General features: G+C 41.1%; 27 protein-coding genes. All 27 read right to left on the bottom strand.

From position 1 onward, the window contains the following. Nucleotides 1–151 precede the first annotated feature (151 nt). The 27 genes from NST13_RS01950 to NST13_RS01820 all read right to left on the bottom strand — a co-directional run bounded on the left by NST13_RS01950 (nt 152) and on the right by NST13_RS01820 (nt 23940). The gene (locus tag NST13_RS01950) at nt 152–1921 is read right to left on the bottom strand and encodes an IS1182 family transposase (protein ID WP_342581264.1); all 1770 of its coding nucleotides are present in this window, start codon (nt 1919–1921) and stop codon (nt 152–154) included. Between the two features lie 158 nt (nt 1922–2079). Next, nucleotides 2080–2757 (bottom strand): zinc metallopeptidase, encoded by a 678-nt coding sequence (locus NST13_RS01945; RefSeq protein WP_342469669.1) that lies wholly within the window; start codon nt 2755–2757, stop codon nt 2080–2082. Between the two features lie 55 nt (nt 2758–2812). Further along, nucleotides 2813–3412: a DUF1405 domain-containing protein gene (locus NST13_RS01940; RefSeq protein WP_342469670.1), complete on the bottom strand. Its 600-nt coding sequence runs from the start codon at nt 3410–3412 to the stop codon at nt 2813–2815. 166 nt (nt 3413–3578) lie between these two features. Continuing rightward, nucleotides 3579–4373 carry a c-type cytochrome gene (locus NST13_RS01935; RefSeq protein ID WP_342581263.1) on the bottom strand — a complete coding sequence of 265 codons (795 nt, stop codon included), beginning with the start codon at nt 4371–4373 and terminating at the stop codon, nt 3579–3581. 45 nt (nt 4374–4418) lie between these two features. Continuing rightward, nucleotides 4419–5093 (bottom strand): cytochrome b6, encoded by a 675-nt coding sequence (locus NST13_RS01930; protein ID WP_342581262.1) that lies wholly within the window; start codon nt 5091–5093, stop codon nt 4419–4421. A gap of 22 nt (nt 5094–5115) precedes the next feature. Next, the gene (locus NST13_RS01925) at nt 5116–5616 is read right to left on the bottom strand and encodes a ubiquinol-cytochrome c reductase iron-sulfur subunit (protein WP_342581261.1); all 501 of its coding nucleotides are present in this window, start codon (nt 5614–5616) and stop codon (nt 5116–5118) included. A 163-nt stretch (nt 5617–5779) separates the two neighbouring features. Further along, nucleotides 5780–6229 carry a YpiF family protein gene (locus tag NST13_RS01920; RefSeq protein WP_342469674.1) on the bottom strand — a complete coding sequence of 150 codons (450 nt, stop codon included), beginning with the start codon at nt 6227–6229 and terminating at the stop codon, nt 5780–5782. Nucleotides 6230–6351: 122 nt separating this feature from the next. After that, nucleotides 6352–6906 carry a ReoY family proteolytic degradation factor gene (locus NST13_RS01915; RefSeq protein WP_342469675.1) on the bottom strand — a complete coding sequence of 185 codons (555 nt, stop codon included), beginning with the start codon at nt 6904–6906 and terminating at the stop codon, nt 6352–6354. Between the two features lie 13 nt (nt 6907–6919). Then, a complete protein-coding gene (locus NST13_RS01910; RefSeq protein WP_342581260.1) occupies nt 6920–8176 on the bottom strand; it encodes a tetratricopeptide repeat protein in 1257 nt (418 codons plus the stop codon). A gap of 104 nt (nt 8177–8280) precedes the next feature. Further along, complete coding sequence (gene aroA, locus NST13_RS01905) at nt 8281–9570, bottom strand: 3-phosphoshikimate 1-carboxyvinyltransferase (protein ID WP_342581259.1); 1290 nt, start codon at nt 9568–9570, stop codon at nt 8281–8283. A 27-nt stretch (nt 9571–9597) separates the two neighbouring features. Continuing rightward, nucleotides 9598–10695 carry a prephenate dehydrogenase gene (locus NST13_RS01900; RefSeq protein WP_342581258.1) on the bottom strand — a complete coding sequence of 366 codons (1098 nt, stop codon included), beginning with the start codon at nt 10693–10695 and terminating at the stop codon, nt 9598–9600. Beyond that, entirely contained in the window at nt 10692–11792 is a 1101-nt protein-coding gene (gene hisC / locus NST13_RS01895) for a histidinol-phosphate transaminase (protein ID WP_342581257.1), read from the bottom strand. Before hisC ends, NST13_RS01900 begins: the two co-directional genes overlap by 4 nt. Nucleotides 11793–11807: 15 nt before the next feature. Next, the gene (aroH, locus tag NST13_RS01890; RefSeq protein WP_342581256.1) at nt 11808–12179 is read right to left on the bottom strand and encodes a chorismate mutase; all 372 of its coding nucleotides are present in this window, start codon (nt 12177–12179) and stop codon (nt 11808–11810) included. Further along, a complete protein-coding gene (aroB, locus tag NST13_RS01885) occupies nt 12176–13267 on the bottom strand; it encodes a 3-dehydroquinate synthase (protein ID WP_342581255.1) in 1092 nt (363 codons plus the stop codon). The genes aroH and aroB overlap by 4 nt, the downstream gene beginning before the upstream one ends. Nucleotides 13268–13269: 2 nt before the next feature. Beyond that, nucleotides 13270–14451 (bottom strand): chorismate synthase, encoded by a 1182-nt coding sequence (gene aroC / locus NST13_RS01880; RefSeq protein WP_342581254.1) that lies wholly within the window; start codon nt 14449–14451, stop codon nt 13270–13272. Between the two features lie 157 nt (nt 14452–14608). Further along, entirely contained in the window at nt 14609–15379 is a 771-nt protein-coding gene (locus NST13_RS01875; protein WP_342469682.1) for a protein-glutamate O-methyltransferase CheR, read from the bottom strand. 243 nt (nt 15380–15622) lie between these two features. Beyond that, nucleotides 15623–16039, bottom strand: coding sequence for a nucleoside-diphosphate kinase (gene ndk, locus NST13_RS01870; RefSeq protein ID WP_342469683.1), 417 nt, complete (start codon nt 16037–16039; stop codon nt 15623–15625). A gap of 107 nt (nt 16040–16146) precedes the next feature. After that, complete coding sequence (hepT, locus tag NST13_RS01865) at nt 16147–17121, bottom strand: heptaprenyl diphosphate synthase component II (RefSeq protein WP_342581253.1); 975 nt, start codon at nt 17119–17121, stop codon at nt 16147–16149. Nucleotides 17122–17135: 14 nt separating this feature from the next. Then, nucleotides 17136–17840, bottom strand: coding sequence for a demethylmenaquinone methyltransferase (locus NST13_RS01860; protein WP_342469685.1), 705 nt, complete (start codon nt 17838–17840; stop codon nt 17136–17138). Nucleotides 17841–17857: 17 nt separating this feature from the next. Then, complete coding sequence (locus tag NST13_RS01855; RefSeq protein WP_342469686.1) at nt 17858–18610, bottom strand: heptaprenyl diphosphate synthase component 1; 753 nt, start codon at nt 18608–18610, stop codon at nt 17858–17860. Between the two features lie 67 nt (nt 18611–18677). Further along, nucleotides 18678–18899 (bottom strand): trp RNA-binding attenuation protein MtrB, encoded by a 222-nt coding sequence (gene mtrB / locus NST13_RS01850; protein ID WP_208649541.1) that lies wholly within the window; start codon nt 18897–18899, stop codon nt 18678–18680. A gap of 55 nt (nt 18900–18954) precedes the next feature. Continuing rightward, on the bottom strand, nt 18955–19524 hold the full coding sequence (folE, locus tag NST13_RS01845; protein ID WP_342581252.1) for a GTP cyclohydrolase I FolE: 570 nt from the start codon (nt 19522–19524) through the stop codon (nt 18955–18957). A gap of 222 nt (nt 19525–19746) precedes the next feature. Further along, nucleotides 19747–20019 (bottom strand): HU family DNA-binding protein, encoded by a 273-nt coding sequence (locus tag NST13_RS01840; RefSeq protein ID WP_208649539.1) that lies wholly within the window; start codon nt 20017–20019, stop codon nt 19747–19749. A 203-nt stretch (nt 20020–20222) separates the two neighbouring features. Next, the gene (gene spoIVA, locus NST13_RS01835) at nt 20223–21701 is read right to left on the bottom strand and encodes a stage IV sporulation protein A (RefSeq protein WP_342471316.1); all 1479 of its coding nucleotides are present in this window, start codon (nt 21699–21701) and stop codon (nt 20223–20225) included. A gap of 91 nt (nt 21702–21792) precedes the next feature. Then, the gene (locus NST13_RS01830; protein WP_342469688.1) at nt 21793–22512 is read right to left on the bottom strand and encodes a hypothetical protein; all 720 of its coding nucleotides are present in this window, start codon (nt 22510–22512) and stop codon (nt 21793–21795) included. A gap of 18 nt (nt 22513–22530) precedes the next feature. After that, nucleotides 22531–22797: a DUF2768 domain-containing protein gene (locus tag NST13_RS01825; protein WP_342581251.1), complete on the bottom strand. Its 267-nt coding sequence runs from the start codon at nt 22795–22797 to the stop codon at nt 22531–22533. Between the two features lie 129 nt (nt 22798–22926). After that, nucleotides 22927–23940: an NAD(P)H-dependent glycerol-3-phosphate dehydrogenase gene (locus tag NST13_RS01820; RefSeq protein WP_342581250.1), complete on the bottom strand. Its 1014-nt coding sequence runs from the start codon at nt 23938–23940 to the stop codon at nt 22927–22929. Nucleotides 23941–23951 lie beyond the last annotated feature (11 nt).

Raw genomic sequence — 23951 nt, 5'->3', positions numbered from 1 at the left:
ATATGAAGTTCGTGTTCCTCAGACCGGAAGTTTGCCGCTCGCTTCCTTCAGATTCCGCGTCACCACGGACACCCTTGCGTTAAGCTAACTGTTACTTCTGCCTTCACAGTTCGGGACTTACACCCTATAGATTACACCCATGCCAGGCGCACTAAAAAAAGGGCTTGTCTAAAAAGTCCATAAAAACAGAGCGAATGGAGAAAACAATGAGTTTTTCCATTCGCTCTGTTTCCTTATTTTTGAAATTGGTTTGGGAATTTGCGGCCCATTTCAGTATGTTGTGGGCCATTGCCACAATCCCGAATTCTGTTCGGACTTTATGAAGCCCCCGTAACAGAAATCGAGTGAAACGCAAATTGCCCTTGATGTTCCCGAACACACTTTCGACATCCACTTTACGCTTCGCATAAAGAGCTGCCTTTTGTTCGTCACCAAGAGCTGCTTTGGCTTTCGCTTTCATTTCTTCATAAATCGTGTTCCAATATACTCGACGATTTCCTTTGGCTTTCGTACACCCATTCTTCAACGGGCAATCCGTACAATCTTCACACTCGTACACTTTCAAATCTTGTATGTATCCAGATGCATTTTTTCTTTTTTGATAATACTTGAATACGACTTTCCGATTGTTCGGACAGATAAAGCAATCGTCTTCTTCGATGTATTTCCAGTTTTGTACTTTTGATAAATCCTTTTTAAACTTTTTACTTTGTTCCTTCAAATAGGTTTGGTATGGGGCTAATAATTCAAAACGAGGTTCTTTTTCTTCGCCAATCGCATATAAATAGTTTTCTTCACTCGCATATCCTGCATCGGCAATGACATACTTGAGTTTCTTTTCCTTCGGTATCGATTCCAATAACTTTTCCATAAATGGTTGGAAACAGCGAGTATCTCCTGGATTTTGATAAATTTCAAATCCCACGATAAATTGATGTTGTGTGGCGAGTTGAACATTATAACCCGCCTTGAGTTGGCCGTTTTTCATATGGTCCTCTTTCATTCGCATAAAAGTGGCCTCATGGTCGGTTTTCGAGTAGCTATTTCGTTCACCTAGAATCTGTTTTTGTACTTTGTATTTTCGTAATCGTGGAAGATAATCCGTTTGAATCGTTTTCAGTTGTTTGGTGAGTTGGGATTTTTTAGAGCGAAGTTCTTTTTTTCTTTCTTTGTCTTCTTCCTGTTTATAATCTTTTTCCAAAGCTTCTATTCTCTCAGAAAGTTGTGCCGATGATTTTTCTAATTCTTCTTCTAATTGTTCTTCTTTTAATTCCTCCAAGGCGATTTGGTGCGCTTCTTGTAGAAACGATTGAATTTTGGCTCGTAGTTTCTGATCATATTTTTCTACGGATTTTCGCCATACAAACGTATATTTGTTGGCATTCGCTTCTATTTTCGTACCATCCACAAAAATATGGTCGAGGTCGATAAATCCTTGTTCTACTAGTTGAAGGACAAATTGTTCAAATACAGAATCCATCATGTTTGACATACGAACACTACGAAAATCATTTATTGTGCGATGGTCAGGGGTTTGCAATCCCGCCAACCACATCATCGGAAGATTTTCTTTCACCATTTGCGCCATTTTCCGACTTGAATAAACGTTTTGAGTGTACGCATATAAAATCACTTTCAATAACATTTTAGGGTGATAGGGTGCACGACCCCCACCAACATAATGAGTATACAACACTTCATCCGGAATCGATTCCACCATTTCATCCACTAAACGGGCGACATGATTTTCAGGAATATACATTTCGATATCTAAAATGCTCATGACTTGACGATTGCAATAAGGTTGGAAAACTAGTTTTTTGCGTTTCTTATTCTTTTGAACCTCTATTTTTTGAATACCCTCTAGAGTCATTTCTAATTGCGTGTTATAATTTTCTTGAATAGTCATTTGATTATTCATAAAAAATCGTCCTTTCTTTAGAATGTTTTTTGGTCAATTTCATTCTATAAAAAAGGACGATTTTTTTGTACCCTAAAAACAGAAAAAAGGGCTGAGCCGAAGGTCGATTCAATCGACTTTTCGGACAGCCCCTCTTTTTGCAATGATTCGCCATAAAATTAATCTTCATCAGAACTCATATTTGTAAACACCAAAATTAATCGCAACAATTCAAGGATGGCCACAGCTGCTGCTGCCACATATGTCAATGCCGCCGCGCTTAACACTTTTCTTGCACCGGGTTCTTCATGATTGTTGATGATTCCCAACTGAACAACTTCATTCATTGCCCGCTTGGAAGCATCAAATTCCACTGGCAATGTCACCACCTGGAACAAGACGCCGGCAGCAAGCAGGATTATACCCAATAGAAGCATGTTCGTACTTTGCGCAATGATCCCAATCATTACAAAAATCCAAGATAAGTTGGATGAGAAATTGGCAACAGGAACAAGTTTTGAACGCATGACCAAAAATGAGTAGGATTCCTGGTGTTGCACAGCGTGTCCACATTCATGGGCCGCAACAGCAATGGCTGCCAAAGAATCGTTGTAATAGTTCCCTTCCGATAATGCCACTGTTTTCGTCATTGGATTGTAATGGTCGGATAAAATGCCTTGTGTTGGAACAACGCGGACATCATATAGTCCATGGCTGTCCAAAATCATTCGCGCCACTTGCGCCCCGGTCAATCCTTTTGAAGCGGCAACTTGAGAATAACGATTATAAGTGCGTTTCACTTTCAATTGAGCATAAATCGGCAATAATAAAATGATTACAAAATATAGAATGTACATCCTGGTTTCTTAGTTCCCCTTTCCTTATTTTCCTAATATTTATTCTAAATATTTATCATATTTTATGCAAATAATCGCGCTTTTTAAAAGAATAATAGGAAATGCAGATACAGAGGATGGACAACCAAAAAGTGAAATAACCGATGTGATTTGCATATTGATATAAGCTGCTATATGTCGGCATCTGACCGTATACATAGTCGATTACATCATTATGTAAAGTCCAGATTGCAGCGATGATGATATGCCCGAGGGTAAAACGGTATTTTGGGATATATAAAATTCCTTCAACCGCCATCATAAAATGGGAAAAAACCAGCATCCATCCAGCCAATCCAATTGATCCGATCTCCATCAATGTTAGTATATTCATCACAACTGCCCATATACCGTATTTCACCAATGTAATGAGGGCAAGGGCTTCCAACAATTTGAAGTTTGTCCCCAACAACCAGCCGATGATGGCAAAACAGAAAAATAAGCTGGCCGTCGGACTGTCTGGCACAAAAAGCAAAAATTGCGGGGCTGTTCTTGAAAGTTGAGGCATATACCAAATGTATCCGTAAATGGTGCCTAAAAAATTGATGATAAACAACATGGTTAATATAGATCGGTGTTGAAGTAAATACATCATTTGCGGCAATAAACTTTTCATTCTGTTTCTCCTTTTGCAAAAAACCGGAATATCGGATTCCATTTTTTCATAAGTAATATTACCAAATATGAGTGTAGAATGTGAACTTTTTCAGAATTTTATGTATTTGATCAAATTGCATAAAAAAGGAGCCAGTATCAAACTAGCCCCTACAATAAAAAATAAATTATTCTTCTTTCAAACTTGCAATGAATTCTGCTAAGATTTTTAATTCCTCATCAGTACCAGAGAATTGTCCACCAGGCATTGCACCACGACCGTTTTTAATGATATCAATAACTTCATCAGCAGTCAATTCGTTACCTAGTAGCATAGGGTTAGTGCCAACACCTGTTAAATCACCACCGTGACAACCTATACATGTTTGTTGAGTTTGGTAGATTTTATATCCTTCAGAATTTTCATCGATTTCAATATCTGGGATTAAACCTAAATCTTTTGGTGTGATTTGACCTTGAGCTTTTGAAGCTTCCCAGTCATGGTGAGCCGCAGATTCCCAAGTTAAATAGAACATTGAAGCTACAACTAATAACATAATTGCAACAGGAATTGGTCGTTTTGATGGACGACGCTCAGGTCCTTTATCCAACCAAGGCATTAATAATAGTGCCCCAATGGCTAATCCTGGAATTACAATTGCACCGATAACGTTGTAGTCACCAGAAGCAAATGAATATTTCAATAATTGGTATAAGAATAAGAAATACCAGTCTGGTAATGGAATGTACGATGTATCTGTTGGATCAGCCGGACGCTCTAATGGTGAAGGATGAGCGACCGTTAAAATTAAATATCCGATTAGAAAAACAGCACCAACCATCCATTCTTTTAGTAAGAAGTCCGGCCAAAAGGCTTCTGTTTTTCCAGGATATTCGGAATAGTCTTTCGGCTTGTTCGGCATTTTATTATTCGCTTTAATGCGGGAGTCGCCGACAAATTTCATTCCTTTTCCGCGATGCATGTTGTCCCCTCCTTTTGAACTAACGAATCAAAACACAAAATCAAATCATAGTGGTCCTGATATACCTTGACGACGAATCATAATAAAGTGCACTGCAAGCAAGATGAATAAACCAGCAGGCAAGAAGAATACGTGAATCGCAAAGAAACGTGTCAAAGTTTGGGCACCGATGATTGTAGCGTCACCAGCAAGCAAGATTTTAATTAATTCACCAATAAATGGAACAGAACCTGCAATTTCAAGTCCTACTTTAGTCGCAAACAACGCTTTCATGTCCCAAGGAAGTAGGTATCCTGTAAATCCAAGACCTAACATTACACAGAAAATTAATACACCTACAATCCAGTTAAGCTCACGAGGTTTCTTATAAGAACCTGTGAAGAATACACGAAGCGTATGTAAGAACATCATGACGATCACCAATGATGCTCCCCAGTGGTGCATACCGCGCACAAGCTCACCAAATGCTACTTCGTTTTGCAAGTAGTATACTGATTTCCAAGCGTTTTCAATATCTGGCACATAATACATTGTTAAGAACATACCAGATAAAATTTGGATGACTGTAATAAAGAATGTAAGTCCTCCGAAACAGTATACGAATGCAGAGAAGTGATGTGCAGGGTTTACGTGCTCTGGCACTTCGTGGTCGGCAATATCACGCCAAATTGGGGTGATATCTAAACGTTCATCGACCCAATCATATAATTTATTTAGCACTTGTGTTGTACCCCCTAACTAATTAAACTAATGTGTTTGGTATTTTCTTCCCAAGCATTAAGTAACCGTCTTTTTCAGAAACTTCATACTGATCTAGCGGACCTGTTGGCGGTGTACCCGGAATGTTTTTACCATTTTTCTCATAGCGACCAGCATGACATGCACAGAAGTATTCGTTTTTGTGTTCGCCGCCTTCCCAGTTTACTGTACATCCTAAGTGTTTACAAACTGGTGAAAGCGCTATAATTTTGTCGCCTTCTTTGTAAACCCAAGCCATTTCGGAAACTTCTGACTTATACCAAGCGTCTACTTGTTCATAAGAGAAGTCAACACGTACAGGTACGTCTGTTAAGTCAGCTACTTTTTGGCTAGTAAGTATGAAATCACCTTCAGCTTTTACTTGTAAAGCTGGATCAATTGCAAAACGAATCATTGGCATTAAAATACCTGCCGCCATAAATCCACCAACACCAGTTAAAGTGTAGTTAAGAAATTGACGTCTTGAAACTTTTTTGTTACTCATCCTTTTCCCCCCTCTAACTTAAAGGTCAGTCCAACAGACATAATTACTTATAATTAATAATAGTATAAACTAGGACATATCTATGATATATCAATAAAATGGGCAGGTCAATATTGCAATATATTGGATTTCATTAGATTGTGAACAATTCTTGAAGGAATTGTTAATGTTGCGACCACTTTGATGACAGCACCGGAAGCACCTGTTTTAATTGTTCTTCCAATATCCGTTTTTTCACATCCTTATCCATCGATTCGATCGGAATCGCAGGCAACCATATCACGTCTATCACATCCTGTAACTTTGTCCAAAAATGATCGCATGTGATAAAGATGACATGCTTGAAACCCCCTTCTTGAATATTCTTTTTCAAAGTTTGGACAAGCTTCTCGTCTTTCATATCCTCGGTGTAGGAATATGGAGGAATCAACATCAAGCGGCCTTTGAACTGCTGCTCAATAAAGGAAGTCAATGCCATTAAAAACTCCGCTTCCGAACTGCTTTTGACAATCTTATCCTCCGCAAAATCCAAAGATACCAGCGGAACGATTGCCGTATCAATAAATTCTTTGTTCTGTTGATATTGTTGTACATCTTTTACCTGAAAATACATTATTTTTTCCTCCAAAGACACATTTTTTCATCATTACTCAATATTATACCCCACTCCGTTGGAAAAAGATGCTGAAAATAAAAAATCCAGTCGAAAAGAGTATCTCTTTCGACTGAATTTCGCTAGTGTTTTGAAGTTTCTTTCAAAGCCTGCAACAGATTCGAAAGTTCCAAGAACTTTTCTTTATCTCCTTGGTCGAGTGCTTCATCGATTTCTCTTAACAGTTTCTCTTCCTGGAATGTCAGCATGCTCGTATTGAGAATTTCTTCCGCGATCAACCGGTCTTTTTCATTGATATTCAAATATTTTGGCATATATGGGTTTTCTTCTAAGACAGCCAAATACAGCTGGTTTGGCGGCACATTCGGAAAATTCAGCTGAATGTACATGTCTTCGTTTGGATAGAGCCTCAAATCATGAAAGGATTTTTCGGCATCACTCGTCATAATATTGCCCTTATAGAATCGGAACGGCACACCATTGGAATCAACACTCGACATCACAATTGCCCTAGGACAATAATGAGCTTCTTCGACGAAATGAATATTTTCAAGCAACTCATCGTTGCTCAGCAGATAATTTAATATCCAGACACATTCCCGCCGCTTCAATTGGAAGTTTTTCAGAAACCAGCGAACAAAGTTCTTTTTGTCGACGATTGGTACGGAAGAAGTCATGAATGTCCCTCCCCTATTCTAAACTCTCAAGTAAATCTACCCATTCAACTTCTGTCGGTTGTAATTGGATCAAGCGCTGAACCACTTCCCGTGCCTCATCGCGCTTTCCGTCTTCAATGAGGAAATAACAATAGTTTTCTAGAAAAGAAGGATCATCTTTTAATTCATTATATGCTGATTTATAAATTTCGTATGCTCGCTCGTACTGTTCATTTTTTGCATATGCATCCGCAACAAATGGGAATAAAGAAATCCATTCAAATTGTTCTTTTTGCAGGCTTTCATACAATTCAATAATATCGTCGTACCTCTCCATCTGATGGTAGACGGACATCAGCACCAAGATGGCTTCCATGTATTCCGGATCCAACGCGACGGCCTTTTGCAAATGGCCGATTGCTTCTTCAGGAAGTTTATTTTTCAACGCGATTTTTCCGGCAAATAAGTAGAAGGATTTTTCGAATTCATCCCGTTTGATTCCTTCTTTTATAATGCTGTACGCTTTTTGATTATCCTCAAGCATCGCATAGCATTGGGCAAGCAACAAATAGCTGCTGAAATAATCCGGATCCAGTTCTTTCAAATCTTCCAGCTGTCTGATGGCCGTTTCATATTTTTCGCACTGGAACGCGCAGTAGGCACTCCCGTATAGCAAATCGGCGGTCACTTTTTCTTCCAATGCTTCCATGTAATAATCCAGCGCCGTTTCATATCCTCCCCCTGCGCGGTATACTTCCGCCAGTCTTTCCGCAAGCAGTACTCCTGCGATTTCTTTCTGTTGTTTATGCAGTTCTTCATAAATGCGTGCCGCTTCTGTAAAACGCCCCATTTCAACAAGCAATTCCGCTTTGGCAAACCGGATCAGCGGTTCGTCAGGGAGGATTTCCAACGCTTCGTTAATGCGTTTTTCCGCCACTTCATATAATCCTTGCATTTGATAATAATCCGCCAAAATGAGTAAACTCTGAGGATATTCCGGTGCGCTTTCATCGATTGTCAACAATAGATCAAGGGCATCTTCTTCTTCCCCCAATTCGATGAGCACCGAAGCATAATCGATTGCAATCTGCGCCTCATCTGGGAAAAGGAAACGCAAATGTTCCAGTACTTTTTTCGCTTGTGGCAGATACCCGTATTGTAATAACAATTCGTAAATTCCATATTGCACTTCCGGAGTTTCCTTTAAAAATAGAGATTCCAACAATGTATCGACACGGTCGATTTCGCCGCCTTCGATTGCCTGGATGATGTCCTGTGTAATGATATTCAATTCTCTCACCTTTGCTTTCTTTTTCTACCATTATGCTACAAAACTATATTTCACTAGACAAGAAAAAAGGTTCATCTTCAAAGCGATGAACCTTTTATTCCCCGTTACTTTAATAATAAATCAAGATGTTCGAAAAATGTTGGATATGAAATCGCAATACAATCGGCATCGTCAATTTCAACCGGCGATTCGGTAATGAGTGAAGCGATTGCCGCCATCATGCCTATGCGGTGATCGCCATAAGTGGACAATTTGGCGCCTTTTAAGCTTGTTGGACCGTTGATGATCATGCCGTCCTCCGTAGCCGTAATATCCGCGCCAAGTTTTTTCAACTCGGTCACGACTGCTTCAATGCGGTCGGTTTCCTTTACTCTCAACTCTTCCGCATTGCGGATAATCGTTGTTCCTTCCGCTTGCGTTGCGAGAAGTGCAATGATCGGAATTTCGTCGATCAGCCGAGGGATGATTTCCCCTTCAATTGTTGTTCCTTTTAAATGGGAAGTGCGCACCGTGAGGGTAGCTGTCGGTTCGGCCGCATCCGATTTTTCCTGAGCAATCGTCAAATCGGCACCCATTTGTTGCATCACTTCAATGATGCCGGCCCTCGTCGGATTGATGCCCACATTTTTCAAAACCACTTCACTGTTTGGAACAATCGCGCCAGCCACTAAGAAAAAGGCGGCGGAGGAAATGTCGCCTGGCACATCAATGTGAGTTCCTTTCAATTGCTGGCCACCTTCAATGGAGATGACCCCATCTTTCACTTCAATGTTTGCCCCGAATTGTTTCAGCATGCGTTCGGTATGGTCGCGGGAAACTTCCTTTTCCCTTACAATCGTTGTTCCTTCCGCTTGAAGGCCTGCAAGAAGAATTGCCGATTTTACTTGCGCGCTCGCAACAGGCATTGTATAATCGATCGCCTTTAATTTTGTTCCTTGAATGGCAAGAGGCGTATATTGTCCCCCTTCCCGGCCATTGATCAGCGCTCCCATTTGTTTCAAAGGCTTTGTGACGCGCCCCATTGGACGTTTTCCGATGGAAGCATCGCCTGTCATCACACTATGAAAATTGGTGCCGGCTAAAATGCCAAGCATCAATCTTGTCGTCGTTCCGGAGTTGCCGGTATATAAAACTTCCTTTGGTTCTTGCCAACCTTCCATTCCAGGGCTGTTAATTTCGACATTTGTGCCATCCACTTGAATATCAACGCCCAATTTGCGGAAACAATCGATTGTACTTAAGCAATCTTCTCCTGGCAGAAAACCGGTGACCGTCGTTTTTCCTTTTGCAATCGCGCCAAACATAACCGCGCGGTGGGAAATGGATTTATCCCCCGGCACCGTCAGGATTCCTTCCAGACGAGGTTTGTTATATGCCAATACTTTTGCAGTCAATTTGATTTCCCCCTTTCCACATACGAGTTAAGAGACATGCATTTCAAAGTTCGTATGTGAACGAATGCAATTCATCGCTTTCTCCCGATCTTTTTCGTTTTGGAAACTGATGACTAAAATACCGAAGACATCTTCTCTCGTTTCCACCACTCGAATATTCGTAATACTGATTTTTTCTTCTGCCAAATAACCCGTGATTTCCGAAATGACACCAGGGTAGTCCGGAATATCCACATATAAATCGTATGTAGTATAGAATGCTCCGGTGGAAATAGGCAATGCATCCCGTACATCTTTTGCCGTTTTAAAATATTCTTCGATGGACGCATCATCATTTTCCATCAAAATTTTCTTTACCCTCTGCATTTCATCGATCCAGGCATCCATTTGCCCGATGAGTTCTTCCCGGTTTTGCAATGTAATATCCCGCCAAATCATCGGGTTGGATGAAGCGATCCGGGTAATGTCGCGGAACCCCCCGGCAGCCAGCATGCCAGTCATCGGATATTTTTTATTTTCTTCATGCAATTGATGAACAAGGGAAGCGGCTACAATATGAGGAAAATGGCTTACCACCGCCGTCATATGATCATGTTCTTCCGCACTCAGTTTTACCAATCTGGCCAATGTATATTTCAGCAGCTGTTGTAAAGCGATAATTTTATTTCCATCTTCATCTTCAAACGGAGTCAATATATAATAAGCATTTTCAAATAGGTATGGTTTGGCGGCGGTAATTCCGCTCTTATGGGAACCCGCCATCGGATGTCCGCCGATAAAGGTGATCCCTTGCGCGCGCAGTTCCTCCGCCTTTTTCATGATTAATCCTTTTGTGCTGCCCGTATCAGAAATGATGACATTCTTTTTCAATTCCCAATGCTTCAACTCTTCCATCCATTGAAGGGTGGCATTGACCGGCGTTCCAAAAAAAATGAAATCCGCTTTTTTTGCCGCTTCCTCCACATCGTCCGAAACTTCGTGCACAATATTCAACGTGTTGGCCAGTTCTCTCGTCTTTTCGGATATATCATAGCCAACCACTTTTGTTTGGGGGGATTTCTGCAAAGCCAATGCCAGCGATCCCCCAATCAATCCTAAACCAATGACTAATACGTTGCGGGTCATGCCAATACTCCCTGCTCCTTCAATACTTCTTCAAGAGTTGATAAGAATCGGCGGTTTTGATCTTCTGTGCCGAAGGAAACCCTGATGTATCCAGGTGTGCCCAAGGCATTTCCGCTGCGAACAATAAAGCCGCGTTTCATCATTTCTTGGAAGATGACATCACTGTCTGTTTTCACTTCAAATAAAATAAAGTTTGTTTGTGTAGGATAGTATTTTAGTCCATGCTTATTGCAAAACTCGACAAACAGCTGTTTTCCATTTTCGTTTTGCTCCACTGACTCTTTAATGAATTGTTGGTCCTGTAATGCGACAATGGCCACTTTTTGGCTCAACACCGTGTTGTTGAAAGGAGCGCGCACCGGATCCAATTTGGCAATCAAATCCGCTTGGGCGATGGCATAACCTACGCGGAATGCGGCCAAACCGTACGCTTTCGAAAATGTGCGCATAATAATGACATTTGGATATTCATTAATGTAATGAAGCGAATCTTTATAAGAAGGATCTGTAATATATTCGAAATAGGCTTCATCCAATACAACCAGCACATCTTGAGGCACTTTCTTCAAAAATGCGTTTAATTCTTCGTCCGCAACAATTGTGCCGGTCGGGTTGTTCGGATTGCAGACCCATACAATGGAAGTGTTTTCGTCAATGGCTTCCAACATTTTTTCCAAATCATGCTTGCCATCTTTCAACGGCACTTTCCGAACTTCCGCCCCTTCAATTTCCGCATTGTGGCTATATTGGGAGAAAGATGGATCCGCCATTACCGTATTGACGCCAGGGTAAAGCAGCGCCCGTGAAATAATGGCGATGATGTCATCCGAACCGTTTCCGAACAGCAATTGTGTTTCTTCCACCCCAAGATGGTTGCTCACAGCTGTGCGAAGTTCTTGGGCATAACCGTCCGGATAGATGGCGAAATTGATACCGTTATTTTGGATGAACTCTTTCACTTTTGGTGAGCAGCCAAAAGGGTTTTCGTTAGAAGCCAGTTTCACCACTTCTTTTAAACCAAATTCTTTTTGAACTTCTTCGATAGGTTTACCTGGTTGATATGCTTTCATTCCATAAATTTGTTTTTTGAATTTCATGATGAACGCTCCTTCTTATCGATTTTCATTCACTAAATCCGGTCTTAAGGTTACAGCATCATTTAAATAAACATGCTGAATGTCTTTTTGAGGCACTGTCGTATTGACGTGCATCAATACCCGGATACATAAAGGCAATGAGCCGGGCACATTCATTTCATGTGTGCACATCGTCGGCACATATTTCCAACCCTCAATGGAACGGACTGCCTTCGCTGGGAATGCGGCATTGATATCCGGTGTTGTTGTGACAATGACCGAAGCGATATCCTCGGGATCGATCTTGTTCACTCTTGCCATTTCCTTTACCAATCTCTCTGTTTCACTATAAATCAATTCGGGTGTATTAGATTCAATGGTGATTGCTCCACGTATGCCGCGAATCATTTGCATACCTCCTCCAGCAGACAGCGAAGTTCACTATCCACTTCCCGGCATTCCTTTTCTTCAATTTCTTTCACAAAAGGTTTTCCTATTTCTTGCAGTAAAACAAATTTCAATTTTCCATATTCTATCTTTTTATCTTTCATTAAATATTCATATAAATCTTCAAAAGAATAATTGTTTACTTGCTTCAACGGATATTCGTTTTTATAGGCGAACTTCACAAATTCCTTTGTGAATTCGCGGGAAATCCGACCGTATTTTTCGCTGAGGAGAAGGGCATACACCATTCCGATCATGACCGCTTCTCCATGAGCAAGACCTCCATAGCCTGCCGCCGCTTCGATGGCATGGCCGTATGTATGGCCAAAGTTCAAAAACTTTCGGACCGAATGCTCGGTTTCATCCTGCTCGACAATGTTTGCCTTCACTTCGATGCCTGATTTCAAGTGTTTCGCCAACACAGGTTTTTCGATGTCCGTGATGGATGGTGTCTGCATCAGCTCTTTCAGCCACACTTCATCGGAAATCAGCGCATGTTTGATGACTTCCGCCATTCCTGAACGGATTTCTTTTGTCGGCAAACTGGATAAAAAGTTGATATCATATACGACCGCTTCCGGCTGATAGAATGCGCCGACCATGTTTTTGCCAAGAGGATGATTGATGGCCGTCTTTCCACCTACCGCCGAATCGTGGGCCAAAATCGTCGTCGGAATTTGAATATAAGGAACGCCGCGCATGAACGTAGCGGCGGCAAATCCCGTCAAATCCCCGACAGCTCCCCCGCCAAAGGCAAACAGGAAGGATTTTCTTGAGCATTGATTCTCAATTAAAAAAGTGTGGGCATCTTCAAAATTTTTAAAACTTTTACACGCTTCTCCCCCTGGCATTACAAACACTTCAAAAGGATACGGAAAGTTTTCTGTAAAATATTGCTGTTGTGCCTGCCAAACATTCTCATCGGTAAATACAACGAGTTTATCCGCTTTTTCGATTTTCTCTTTTAAAGCATCGCAAGCGGAACGTAAAATTCCGCTTCCGATGAACACTTCGTAGGAATGGCTTTTTGCATTCACTGGAATTCGCATAATTAAAACTCCTTCGCCCATTTACGTACTTCTTCGATTTGCGCTTTCAATTGCGGCAATTGATCGCTATGGAACTGTTCAACAATCGCTTTGGCGATTTCCCATGCGATGACACATTCCGCAACAACGGAGGCAGCCGGCACCGCGCAAGCATCGGAACGTTCCACACTCGCTTTGAATGGTTCTTTCGTTTCAATATCCACACTTTCAAGAGGCTTGTAAAGGGTTGGAATTGGTTTCATGACACCGCGGACGATGATTGGCATTCCGGTAGACATGCCCCCTTCAACGCCCCCTAAACGATTTGTTCTGCGGCTGTAGCCGTGTTCTTCGTCCCAAATAATTTCATCATGCACTTCAGAACCTCTTTTGCGGGCCATTTCAAAACCGATGCCAAACTCCACGCCTTTGAAAGCATTGATGGAAATCATGGCTTGGGCCAATTTGGCATCCAATTTCCGGTCATAATGAACGTAAGACCCAACGCCCGGCGGCATCCCTTCCACAATCACTTCCACAACACCGCCGATGGAATCCCCATCTTTTTTCGCTTCATCGATTGCCTGAACCATTTTCGCTGAAGCTTCCGGATCCACCGTATAGCAAGGATCTTCTTCGACCATTTTACGAATTTCGTCAGCGGATTTTCCCGCAATTTTTGATGTATCCGCTTTGATTCCGTAAATTTCAGTCACATAACCGACAACGGAAATGCCCAATTCTTTTAATAACGCTTTGGCAACGGATCCGACAGCAACCCGGACAGTTGTTTCTCTTGCGCTGGAACGTTCCAGCACATTGCGCAAATCCCTGTGGCCATATTTGATTCCGCCCACCAAATCCGCATGTCCAGGGCGCGGCCTTGTAATTTGGCGCTTGATTTCTGCAGGATCCACATCTTCGGGAAGGGGTTCGATTCCCATAATTTTTGTCCAATGTTTCCAGTCATCATTTTTGACAACCAACGCTACGGGGGAACCTAATGTTTTCCCATGCCGGATGCCGCCTACAATTTCAACTGTGTCCTTTTCGATTTGCATGCGGCGGCCTCGGCCGTGCCCCCCCTGGCGTCGTTTTAAGTCATAATTGATTTGTTCTGCAGTGATCGGCAAAAGGGATGGCAACCCTTCAATAATCGTCGTTAATTGAGGACCGTGGGATTCCCCCGCAGTTAAATATCTCATCAAACACTTTCTCCCTTCAACTCGTTAAAGTATGTATTCTTTAATATAACATAACAGTAGTTAAAAAACATGATGAATCGAACAAATTGTATAAAATGACGTTCGAATAAAAGATAATACGCTTTTCGCACAATGTCGAAAAGCGCCCTTTTCACCCTCATTTTTTCCGATAAAAGAACGTATCTTCCACTTCAAAACCATAACGGGCAGGATTGAAAATTTGTTCCGTCGATCCTACAAACAAAATGCCTCCTGGCCGCAAAGAATTGCTGAATTCTTTATAGATATGATCCTTTGCTTCTTCAGTGAAATAAATCATGACATTGCGACAAACAATTAGATCAAAATTTTTATCATATGGGTCACTTAACAAATTGTGCTTTTTAAAAGTTACCGTATTTTTTATTTCATCTTTTACCCTGTAAAATTGGCCTTCCTGAATAAAGTATTTCGATTTGACGTTCGGAGGGACTTCCGCCAAAGAACGCTCAGGATAAACCCCCCGCTTCGCTTTTTGAAGGCAATTTACATCTATATCCGTTGCCAATATTTGAATATAAGATAAAGGCACATGTTGGGAAAGCACCATGGCAATTGTATAAGGTTCTTCCCCCGTCGAGCATGCCGCGCTCCATATTTTCAAGCGCTTATTTTTTTCCAGCAGTTTGGGGAAAATTTTATTTTGAAGGACTTCCCAACGTTTTGAATTTCGATAAAATTCAGAAACATTTATCGTCATCCGATCCAGGAATTCGTTTAATAAATCTCTGTCTTTTTCAACCCCACGCAAAAAATCCACGAAATTGTTGTACCCTTTTTTTTCATAAAGTGAGGTTAATCGACGTTTCATTTGCGCTTCTTTATACAGCGACAAATCGATTCCGGTCAATCTCTTTATTCCTTGAACAAACAGTTCATAGTCATTCATGATTATCGATCCCCTCTAATGACGTACACCTATTATATACAAAATTTTTCTTTTCTGAAATATATAAAAAAATCAAAAAGTGAATTTCCAACGGTGAAAATAATCTTTAACTTATGTTGAATAACACAAACCTTTTTATATCAACTTCATATTAAATGGAAAAGAAGTATAAATAAAAAGCTATCCCGACAGCGAGAGGATTGCTGTGGAATAGCTTAAAGCAACAGAAATAAACGTGGATGATTAAACTAGTTCATCATTAAACCATAATTTGATTTCACGTTCAGCTGATGACGGTGAATCGGAACCGTGAATAACGTTTTCGGAAATTGTCACTGCATAATCACCGCGGATTGTACCTGGTTGAGCTTCTTCAGGTTTCGTAGCTCCCATCATCACGCGAGCCAATTTAATGATATTTTCACCTTCCCAAACCATTGCAAATACCGGTCCGGAAGTGATGAAGTCAACCAATTCGTTAAAGAATGGCTTCTCTTTATGTTCTTCATAATGTTTTTCAGCCAATTCACGTGGAACATTCATTAATTTAGCTCCGCGCAATACAAATCCACGACGTTCAAAACGGTCGATAATATCTCCGATTACTTGGCGTTTTACACCATCAGGTTTTACCATAAGAAATGTTTTTTCAATTGCCATGTCCTAACAACTCCTTAATTCTCCAAAATAAGGTTTTTGCTCACCGCTAAATATTAACAAATTCAAGCTCAACCTTCAACTATCAATATGGGGTGGGGAATAAATTTTTAAAATTTGCGTTTTCCAATAAATAATGCGATTTCTTTCAGTTTTTTCTTTGCCGGATTATCAGGCAAATTCTCAACTTCTTTCATCGCTTTTTTCAAATAGCGGTCGCTTATTTCCAGCGCTTTTTTGATGGAATCCGATTTGCGGACGATTTGAAGCATTTCCAGCCGTTCCGCTTCCGTGACCTCCCCTTTGGAAGCCCGCTCAATAAATCGGGTGATTTTCGGATGATCTTTCATAAGCAAAATCGGCAACGTAATGTTTCCTTGCAATAAATCGCTGCCTGCCGGTTTGCCCAGCTGCTTATCCGTCGATATGAAATCCAGCACGTCATCCACGATCTGATAACTCATGCCGACATAATAGCCGAATCTTTTTAATCGCTGTGTATTCAAAGGATCCACATTTGCGACAACCGCTCCCACTTCACAGCTCGATTCTATGAGGATGGCGGTTTTTCGTTTAATGCGGCGGAAATAGTCCTTCAAATTTTGGTTCGTACGATATTTATCTTCAATTTGGATAATTTCTCCATTGCATATTTCCACCATTGTTCTGGCCAGTATTTGATGCGCCTTCGGGTCTTCGATATGGGATACATATTGGATGGCCCGTCCAAAAATAAAGTTTCCCGTGAGCATTGCGACCCGGTTATTCCACTGGGAACGGACGGTTGGACGCCCCCGTCTCATGTCGGAATGGTCAATGACATCATCGTGAACAAGGGAACCCATATGGATCAATTCAAGAGGCACAGCAGCGTACTTCATTCGTTCAATATTATATTGACCAAATTTTGCACTCATTAAAACAAAAAGTGGGCGAATTCTTTTACCGCCCGCACGTAATAGATGGAGAGAGGCGTCGTTTAATACATGCGACGTTGAGTTGAGAGCTTTTTCCAATTCTGCTTCGATGATATCTATATCCGGTTTGAAATCGGAATAGAGCATTTTTAATTTCATCTTTTCCACTCGTTAACCTCTCCCTAAATTCCTTTTTTGTATCCCATGTGCATTGCTGCCGCACCACCGCTATAGCTTTTATATGTGACATTGACAAATCCGGCTTCTTTAAACATTTGGGCCAGTTTTTTCATGCCAGGGAAAGCGCTCGCAGATTCTTGCAGCCACGAATATTCTTCATAACTCTTCGCAAAAATTTTTCCGAATAGCGGCATGATGTATCGAAAATAGAAACGGAACAATTGTTTATAAACCGGAATTTCCGGCTGTGATGTATCCAAACAAACGACCATTCCGCCAGGCTTTAATACGCGATGCATCTCTCTTAATACTTGCATATAATCCGGAACATTCCGTAATCCGAATCCAATCGTAACATAGTCGAAAGTATTATCTTCGAATGGGAGTTCCATCGCATTGCCATGGATCAGCTCCACTTGAGGATAAGGTTTCACCTTTTCCTCTCCAATTTTCAACATATTTTTACTAAAATCGAGTCCTATTACAACGCCGCTTTCCCCTGTCGCCTTTGCCAGCGCAATCGTCCAATCGGCTGTACCGCAACATACATCCAGACATTTCGAACCTGGCTTGACTTTCATTCGTTTCATAATATCTTTACGCCATCTGACATGAAGATTGAAACTGATCACCGAATTCATTTTATCGTAATTTTGATAAATTTTTTCAAAGACTTCATGGACACGTTGCTCTTTGGATTTTGCCATTTTTTTCATTACCTTTCTTAACTCTCTCTAATCAACCGTTCTGCAATGTATTGTTTCAATTCAGCTTTCATAGAAGAGGTACGTAACAATTCTCGCAATTGGTCAACAAGCACTTCGATTCTATGTTGAAGATACTTTTCGAAATTTAAAGAATCATCAGGTCCAACGCTTTCCTTCATTTTTTGTAAAAAACGTGAGCTATTACCTTTTCTATAGTTTAATAGTTCATTTTGCAATCGAAGAATCAATAAATTGTTCTGCATAATCTTTGAATATTGATTGAAATTGTATATTTGGTAAAACCTGTTAATACATTCTGATTCGATCACAGATAAGCTGTCAAACCAATCGTCGATGGCATAATTGGTCGGTTCATATACCCGCACTTCATGTTCCGATCTGATTATAACGCTTTCAGAAAGTTGACGGATTAATGAAATATTACCGGATTTAGCTAAGATTTCATAATAACGACCACTGTAATAATCGCCAGAAAGCACTGTCAGCTGCTGCTGTTTCGTTGTTGCATCATACTCGTCGACAAGATTATGTTTTGCAAGGGATGCCTGTACTATACCAACCGTAATCACCCCTTGATATATGTCATCATCCCAAGCTTCCCCATCAAAAAACGGCAACAGCAAGTAAAATAATTGATTTTCATCCACCAATGGATTCCCAGTATATTTCACCAATGTTTTATGTTCCACATTTCGATATATATCATTTTTCAATTGTTCAATATGCTTTTCAATGTATGATATATCCATAGGTATTACTCCATTCCACATTCAGGCACTGTCTCCTGCACTTATTACAGTCGTCATACAAAACTGGTTACTTTTTTGATTGGCTTTCAATGATGCCGTGGGCTGTATAAATTTTCGCCTTTCCCCGTATCTTCATGGCGGAAGTATGTTCAGTAAATTGAGCGATCATTACTTCCCCGGCATCCAATTTTTCGGAATGATGAAATTTTGTATCTTCACCACGGGTTAAACCAATTACATGTACGCCATCTTCTTCGGCTTCAATTACGACATAATCGGATTGGTTCATACTTCTCCCTCACATCTCTTTTTCTTTGTTATCATAACATAAACTGGTATGTTAATTAAGACATTTGAATAAATGAAATTACTTCTTGGCGTTTTACAGCATCTTCTTCATAAATTCCCCTTGCGCAAGAAGTGACCGTTTTTGTCCCGGGTTTTTTTAATCCCCTCATCGTCATGCACATATGCTCCGCTTCAATCATGACAAAAACGCCCAGGGGCTCCAATTTTTCCATTAAAATATCCGCAATGGTCGTTGTAATCCGTTCTTGCAATTGAGGTCGATGACTGACCGATTCCACCAATCGTCCTATTTTACTTAAACCTGCCACCCGTCCTTGTTGGGGTATGTATGCAACATGAGCTTTTCCGTAAAATGGAACTAAATGATGTTCACACATTGAATAAAATGGAATATCTTTTACAAGAACAAGTTCATCGTGATTTTCATGAAAGACCGTTTCAAACAGACTTCTCGGATCCTCATTCAAACCTTTGAACATTTCTTCATACATTTTTGAAACCCGTTTGGGCGTATCAATGAGTCCTTCACGATTAACGTCTTCTCCTACGGCCTCCAGAATCATTTTTACAGCTTCTTCTATTTTTTTTAAATCAACATTCGACATAAATGTTCCTCCTAAATCGACAAAACACAACACTGTCAAATTGAATCGTAGCACATACAGACGTGAATCGCAAAAGGCTTTTATAAAATTTGAATTTTTTGATGAGTTTTCTTGATCCGGATGTTAAAATTGATTTATCGTTTATTAATATTATAATTAATATGTAAAAAGAGCAGTCATCATATTCATGACGACTGCTCTATGTAATTTTAAAGAAGCTTTTTATTTTACAGCTTCTTTAAGTGCTTTACCTGGTTTGAAAGCTGGAACTTTGCTTGCAGCGATTTCAATTTCTTCTCCTGTTTGTGGATTACGTCCTTTACGTGCAGCACGTTCACGAACTTCGAAGTTTCCAAAACCGATTAATTGCACTTTGTCACCCTTTGCAAGAGTGTCTTGAATTATATCGAATACTGCATCTACTGCTTTAGAAGCATCTTTCTTGGAAAGACCCGCAGCTTCAGCAACAGAGTTCACTAATTCTGTTTTATTCATGCTATTCACCTCCTCTCAAAGGGTTAGAAAAGCTAAATCATGTAAAAAGAGTAACATATTGAAATACGCGGTGCAACTGTATTTATGCATGTTTGTCCAAGAAAAGTTGTATTTTTTTAAACATTAGACAACGAAAAGGACTTTTCGTCTACTTGACAAAAAGTCCTATATAACATTCCATTATTTTTATTATTTCACATTTTTTAAATAATAAACGTGATGAGTCCTTTTTCTCCTTCATTCACCATTCTTTCAATTGTTTGGCGCATTCTCTTCTTCGCGCTTGGCGGAACAGCATTCATCTTATAACGGATGCTTTCCGTCAACACTTCATGAAGGGGCGTGCCAAATAATGGAGTTTGCCATAATGCTTCGCGATCGTGCTTATAAGCATATTGCAGATCTTTTAGAAGCTGCTGGCTATGGAACTCCGATCCAATCAAAGGCGAGAATTCAGACTCCATATCGACGCGGATAATGTGGTATGAAGGGGCTTTCGCCTTCATCCGGACGCCGTAGAAATTATTTTGTTTGATAATTTCCGGCTCGCTCGGTTCAAACTCTTCCATTGTCGGAAGCGTTACGCCATAACCATTCACCGTCGCTTCTTCAATCGCCTCGCGGAAGCGTTTTTGGGCTTTTTTCGCCTCCTGCGCCTCTTTGATGAAGAGCAGCCAATCTTTTTTCGTGTCGATCGGTGCATCCAAAAATTCATTGCATACCGCTTTGTAAATTTCCGGTTTCAATGTAATGCGCACCGTAGCCACACCGATTCCGGCATCGACTTTTTCGATATCGCAACTTTCGATAAAATCGATGTCCCTTAATTCTTCCACCGCTTTATGAACATCCCGGATTTTTGTGACAGAATTAAGGACGTTTCCAACCGCATCCGAAAGTGTCGCATTGACATGATGGGAAGGTTCTAAAACGTCCAGCCAATCAGGCTTTTCCACTTCAATATCTTCCACAGGGAATTCATACAATGCTTCTTCGAGAATATATTCCATGTCATTGATCGACATTTGATCTATGGATGTGGCAATGACCGGCACATTGTATTTGGCGATCAATTCATTGCGCAATCTTTGCGTATTTTGGTTGTTCGGATATTGGCTGTTTAAAATGATGACAAATGGTTTACCGATTTCCTGCAGTTGTTCAACAATTTGTTCTTCCGCCACTTGCGCAGCTTCCCGGGCAATACCGTTCACTGTACCGTCTGTTGTTACAACTACCCCGATGTTGGCATGATCCCGAATCACCTTATCGGTTCCGATGCGTGCCGCTTCCTGGAACGGAATGGCTTCCGTATTCCACGGGGTGTGTACATATTTTGGACCGTTTTCATCTTCATACCCTTTTACCCCATCAATGACATAACCCACACAATCAGCAAAACGGATGCGGAAAGGTATATCATTTTCCCCAATACAAATTTCCGTTCCATGGGCAGGAACAAATTTCGGTTCCGCCGTCATAATGACAGGACCGGGTGAGCTTTGGGGCAGCTCGTCCAGCGCTCTTTTCCGCTCTTCTTCATCAACGATGTTCGGAAGCACAATGGACTCCATCATTCTTTTCACAAATGTGGATTTTCCAACTCTCACAGGCCCTACAACACCAATATATACATCGCCATTTGTTCTTTCCGCTATTTGTTGAAATATTTGTTCCCCTATTGTAGCTCCTCCTTTACGTACTTCAATCTATGAATTATATATCTAAAATATGAAAAACCTTGCACGAAAAGTCGTACAAGGCTAAAATTTTTTATTTTTTTGTTGGATCATACATAAAGACCGGTTCATTGTCCTCGTTTACCGTGTAAGGCAACGAATAGGCCGGCACAACAGGATAAGCTTCCACCAGGTACATACGGATATCTTCGCCCGGTTTTGGTTTGATGTCATGTTCTTTTAGGAATTGAGCCAAATCGATGGAATAATCCACATAGGCTTTACCTTCCGTAGATGCGACCAATGGCAAGTGGTTGTTCGAGTAAGGGCTCGGAACCGTCAGTTCTTTCGTATACCCCAATTTTTTGTAATCTATCGAATATACGTAGTCGGCAATTTGCTCTTTATACATCATGTATTTGGATGAGAGAAGACGCAGGTTCAGTTCTCTCAACGTCTCTGCAGACCGCAAATCTACCAATTTCACAGTAGGATTGTTTTCCGGATCCCAGATAATATATTGGAAAATGCCGCCTTTTTCATAAGAATTCCCAGGAACATTCGCCAAATATTTTGGCACCAGTTTGGAAAAATCGATCGGATATTTGATAAAGATATCTGTATCCATCTCTTTGTTTTTTATCGGCAATACGCCGGTTTCCGCTTTATATTGATCGACGGCATTCTGCACCGCAATAAGCTGGGCTTCGTCAGGGATTTGATTTTCCACCCGCTCTTCCTGAGGAAACAAACATCCGGATAATAAAAAGGATGTTAATAGCAACATTACCAAGAATATGGGTTTATTTTTCATCGATTTTCACTCCTGAGATTATGATGGCCATGTGAAGATTACTAAAACCATTAATAATGTTCCAATTAAAAAGATGATAAAAGCGATGATTCGAATGAAAAAGGACAAGATCTCGTTTTTTACCCATTTGCGGGCTGCACTTAACATGAGAATGGAAATGATCATTGCCAGGATGGAATAAAAGGAAACCCACATGACGTCCATCGGGTGCATGTTCGCCAAAGGACCACGGGCCGCACCGAGCACCAGTTCATTTACATCCATCAGAAACAAGGGATTATTCATTGCGATTCCACCTTTCAAGAAGCAATATGTACACGCAGACACGTACATGCGTTCGTATATAATTCATATGAACGGGTACACTACTCAAACAATTTGAGGTGAATGGTACCCGCCCATAGGTTATCTGTTTTATTGCAAATAATCAATTTCTCTTTTCTTTAAACGGTGCATCAATTCATCTACCGCATCTTTCGGATCCTTGTTTTCAAACAACACTTGATAAAGTGCCGTTGTAATCGGCATGGAAACATCATATTTTTGCGCAAGTTGATAAGCGGCCTTTGTTGTGCGTACCCCTTCGACGACCATGCCCATGTTCTCCAGCACTTCATCCAGTTTCATTCCCTTGCCCAGCATGTTCCCGGCTTTCCAGTTGCGGGAATGGACGCTTGTACAAGTGACTATCAAGTCGCCCATGCCAGTCAATCCGGCAAAGGTGAAAGGATTGCCTCCCATTCGCACGCCTAAACGGGCTATTTCCGCAAGGCCGCGGGTAATTAATGCCGCTTTCGCATTATCCCCATAGTTCAGGCCATCCGAAATCCCTGCCGCCAATGCGATGACGTTTTTCAGCGCTCCGCCGAGCTCCACACCGATGACATCCGTATTTGTGTAGACACGGAAATAATGATTCATAAACAAATCCTGTATTTTTTCGGCGGAACGGAGATTGGCGCATGCCGCCGTAATGGTTGTCGGATGATGCAACACCACTTCTTCCGCATGACTGGGGCCGGAGAGCACCACAATATCTTCGACAACACGGGGATCGAGAGTCTCTTCCAAAATTTCAGAAATGCGCTTAAGCGTATCCGGCTCAATCCCTTTTGACACATGCACAATCAACACTTTTTTGTCCAAATAATTCATGACTTGTCCGGCCACTTCACGGATTGCCTTTGTCGGCACGGCAAAAACAAGGATCTCTCCGTGTTCCACCGCTGATTTTATGTCGCTTGTTGCCGTCAGTTTTTCCGGCAGCTGAATATTCGGCAGATATTTTTCGTTTGTATGCCGCTCGTTGATTTCATTCGCTTGATCCTCGCGATGGCTCCAAATCAACGTATCGTGGCTATTTTCCGTTAAAACCATAGCTAAAGCGGTTCCCCAAGAACCGGCTCCCAATACTGTCACTTTTTTCATCAATATCCCCC

Source organism: Ureibacillus sp. FSL W7-1570 (assembly GCF_038593265.1).
Taxonomy (GTDB): domain Bacteria; phylum Bacillota; class Bacilli; order Bacillales_A; family Planococcaceae; genus Ureibacillus; species Ureibacillus suwonensis.
This window is presented reverse-complemented; position numbering and strand designations above follow the sequence as displayed.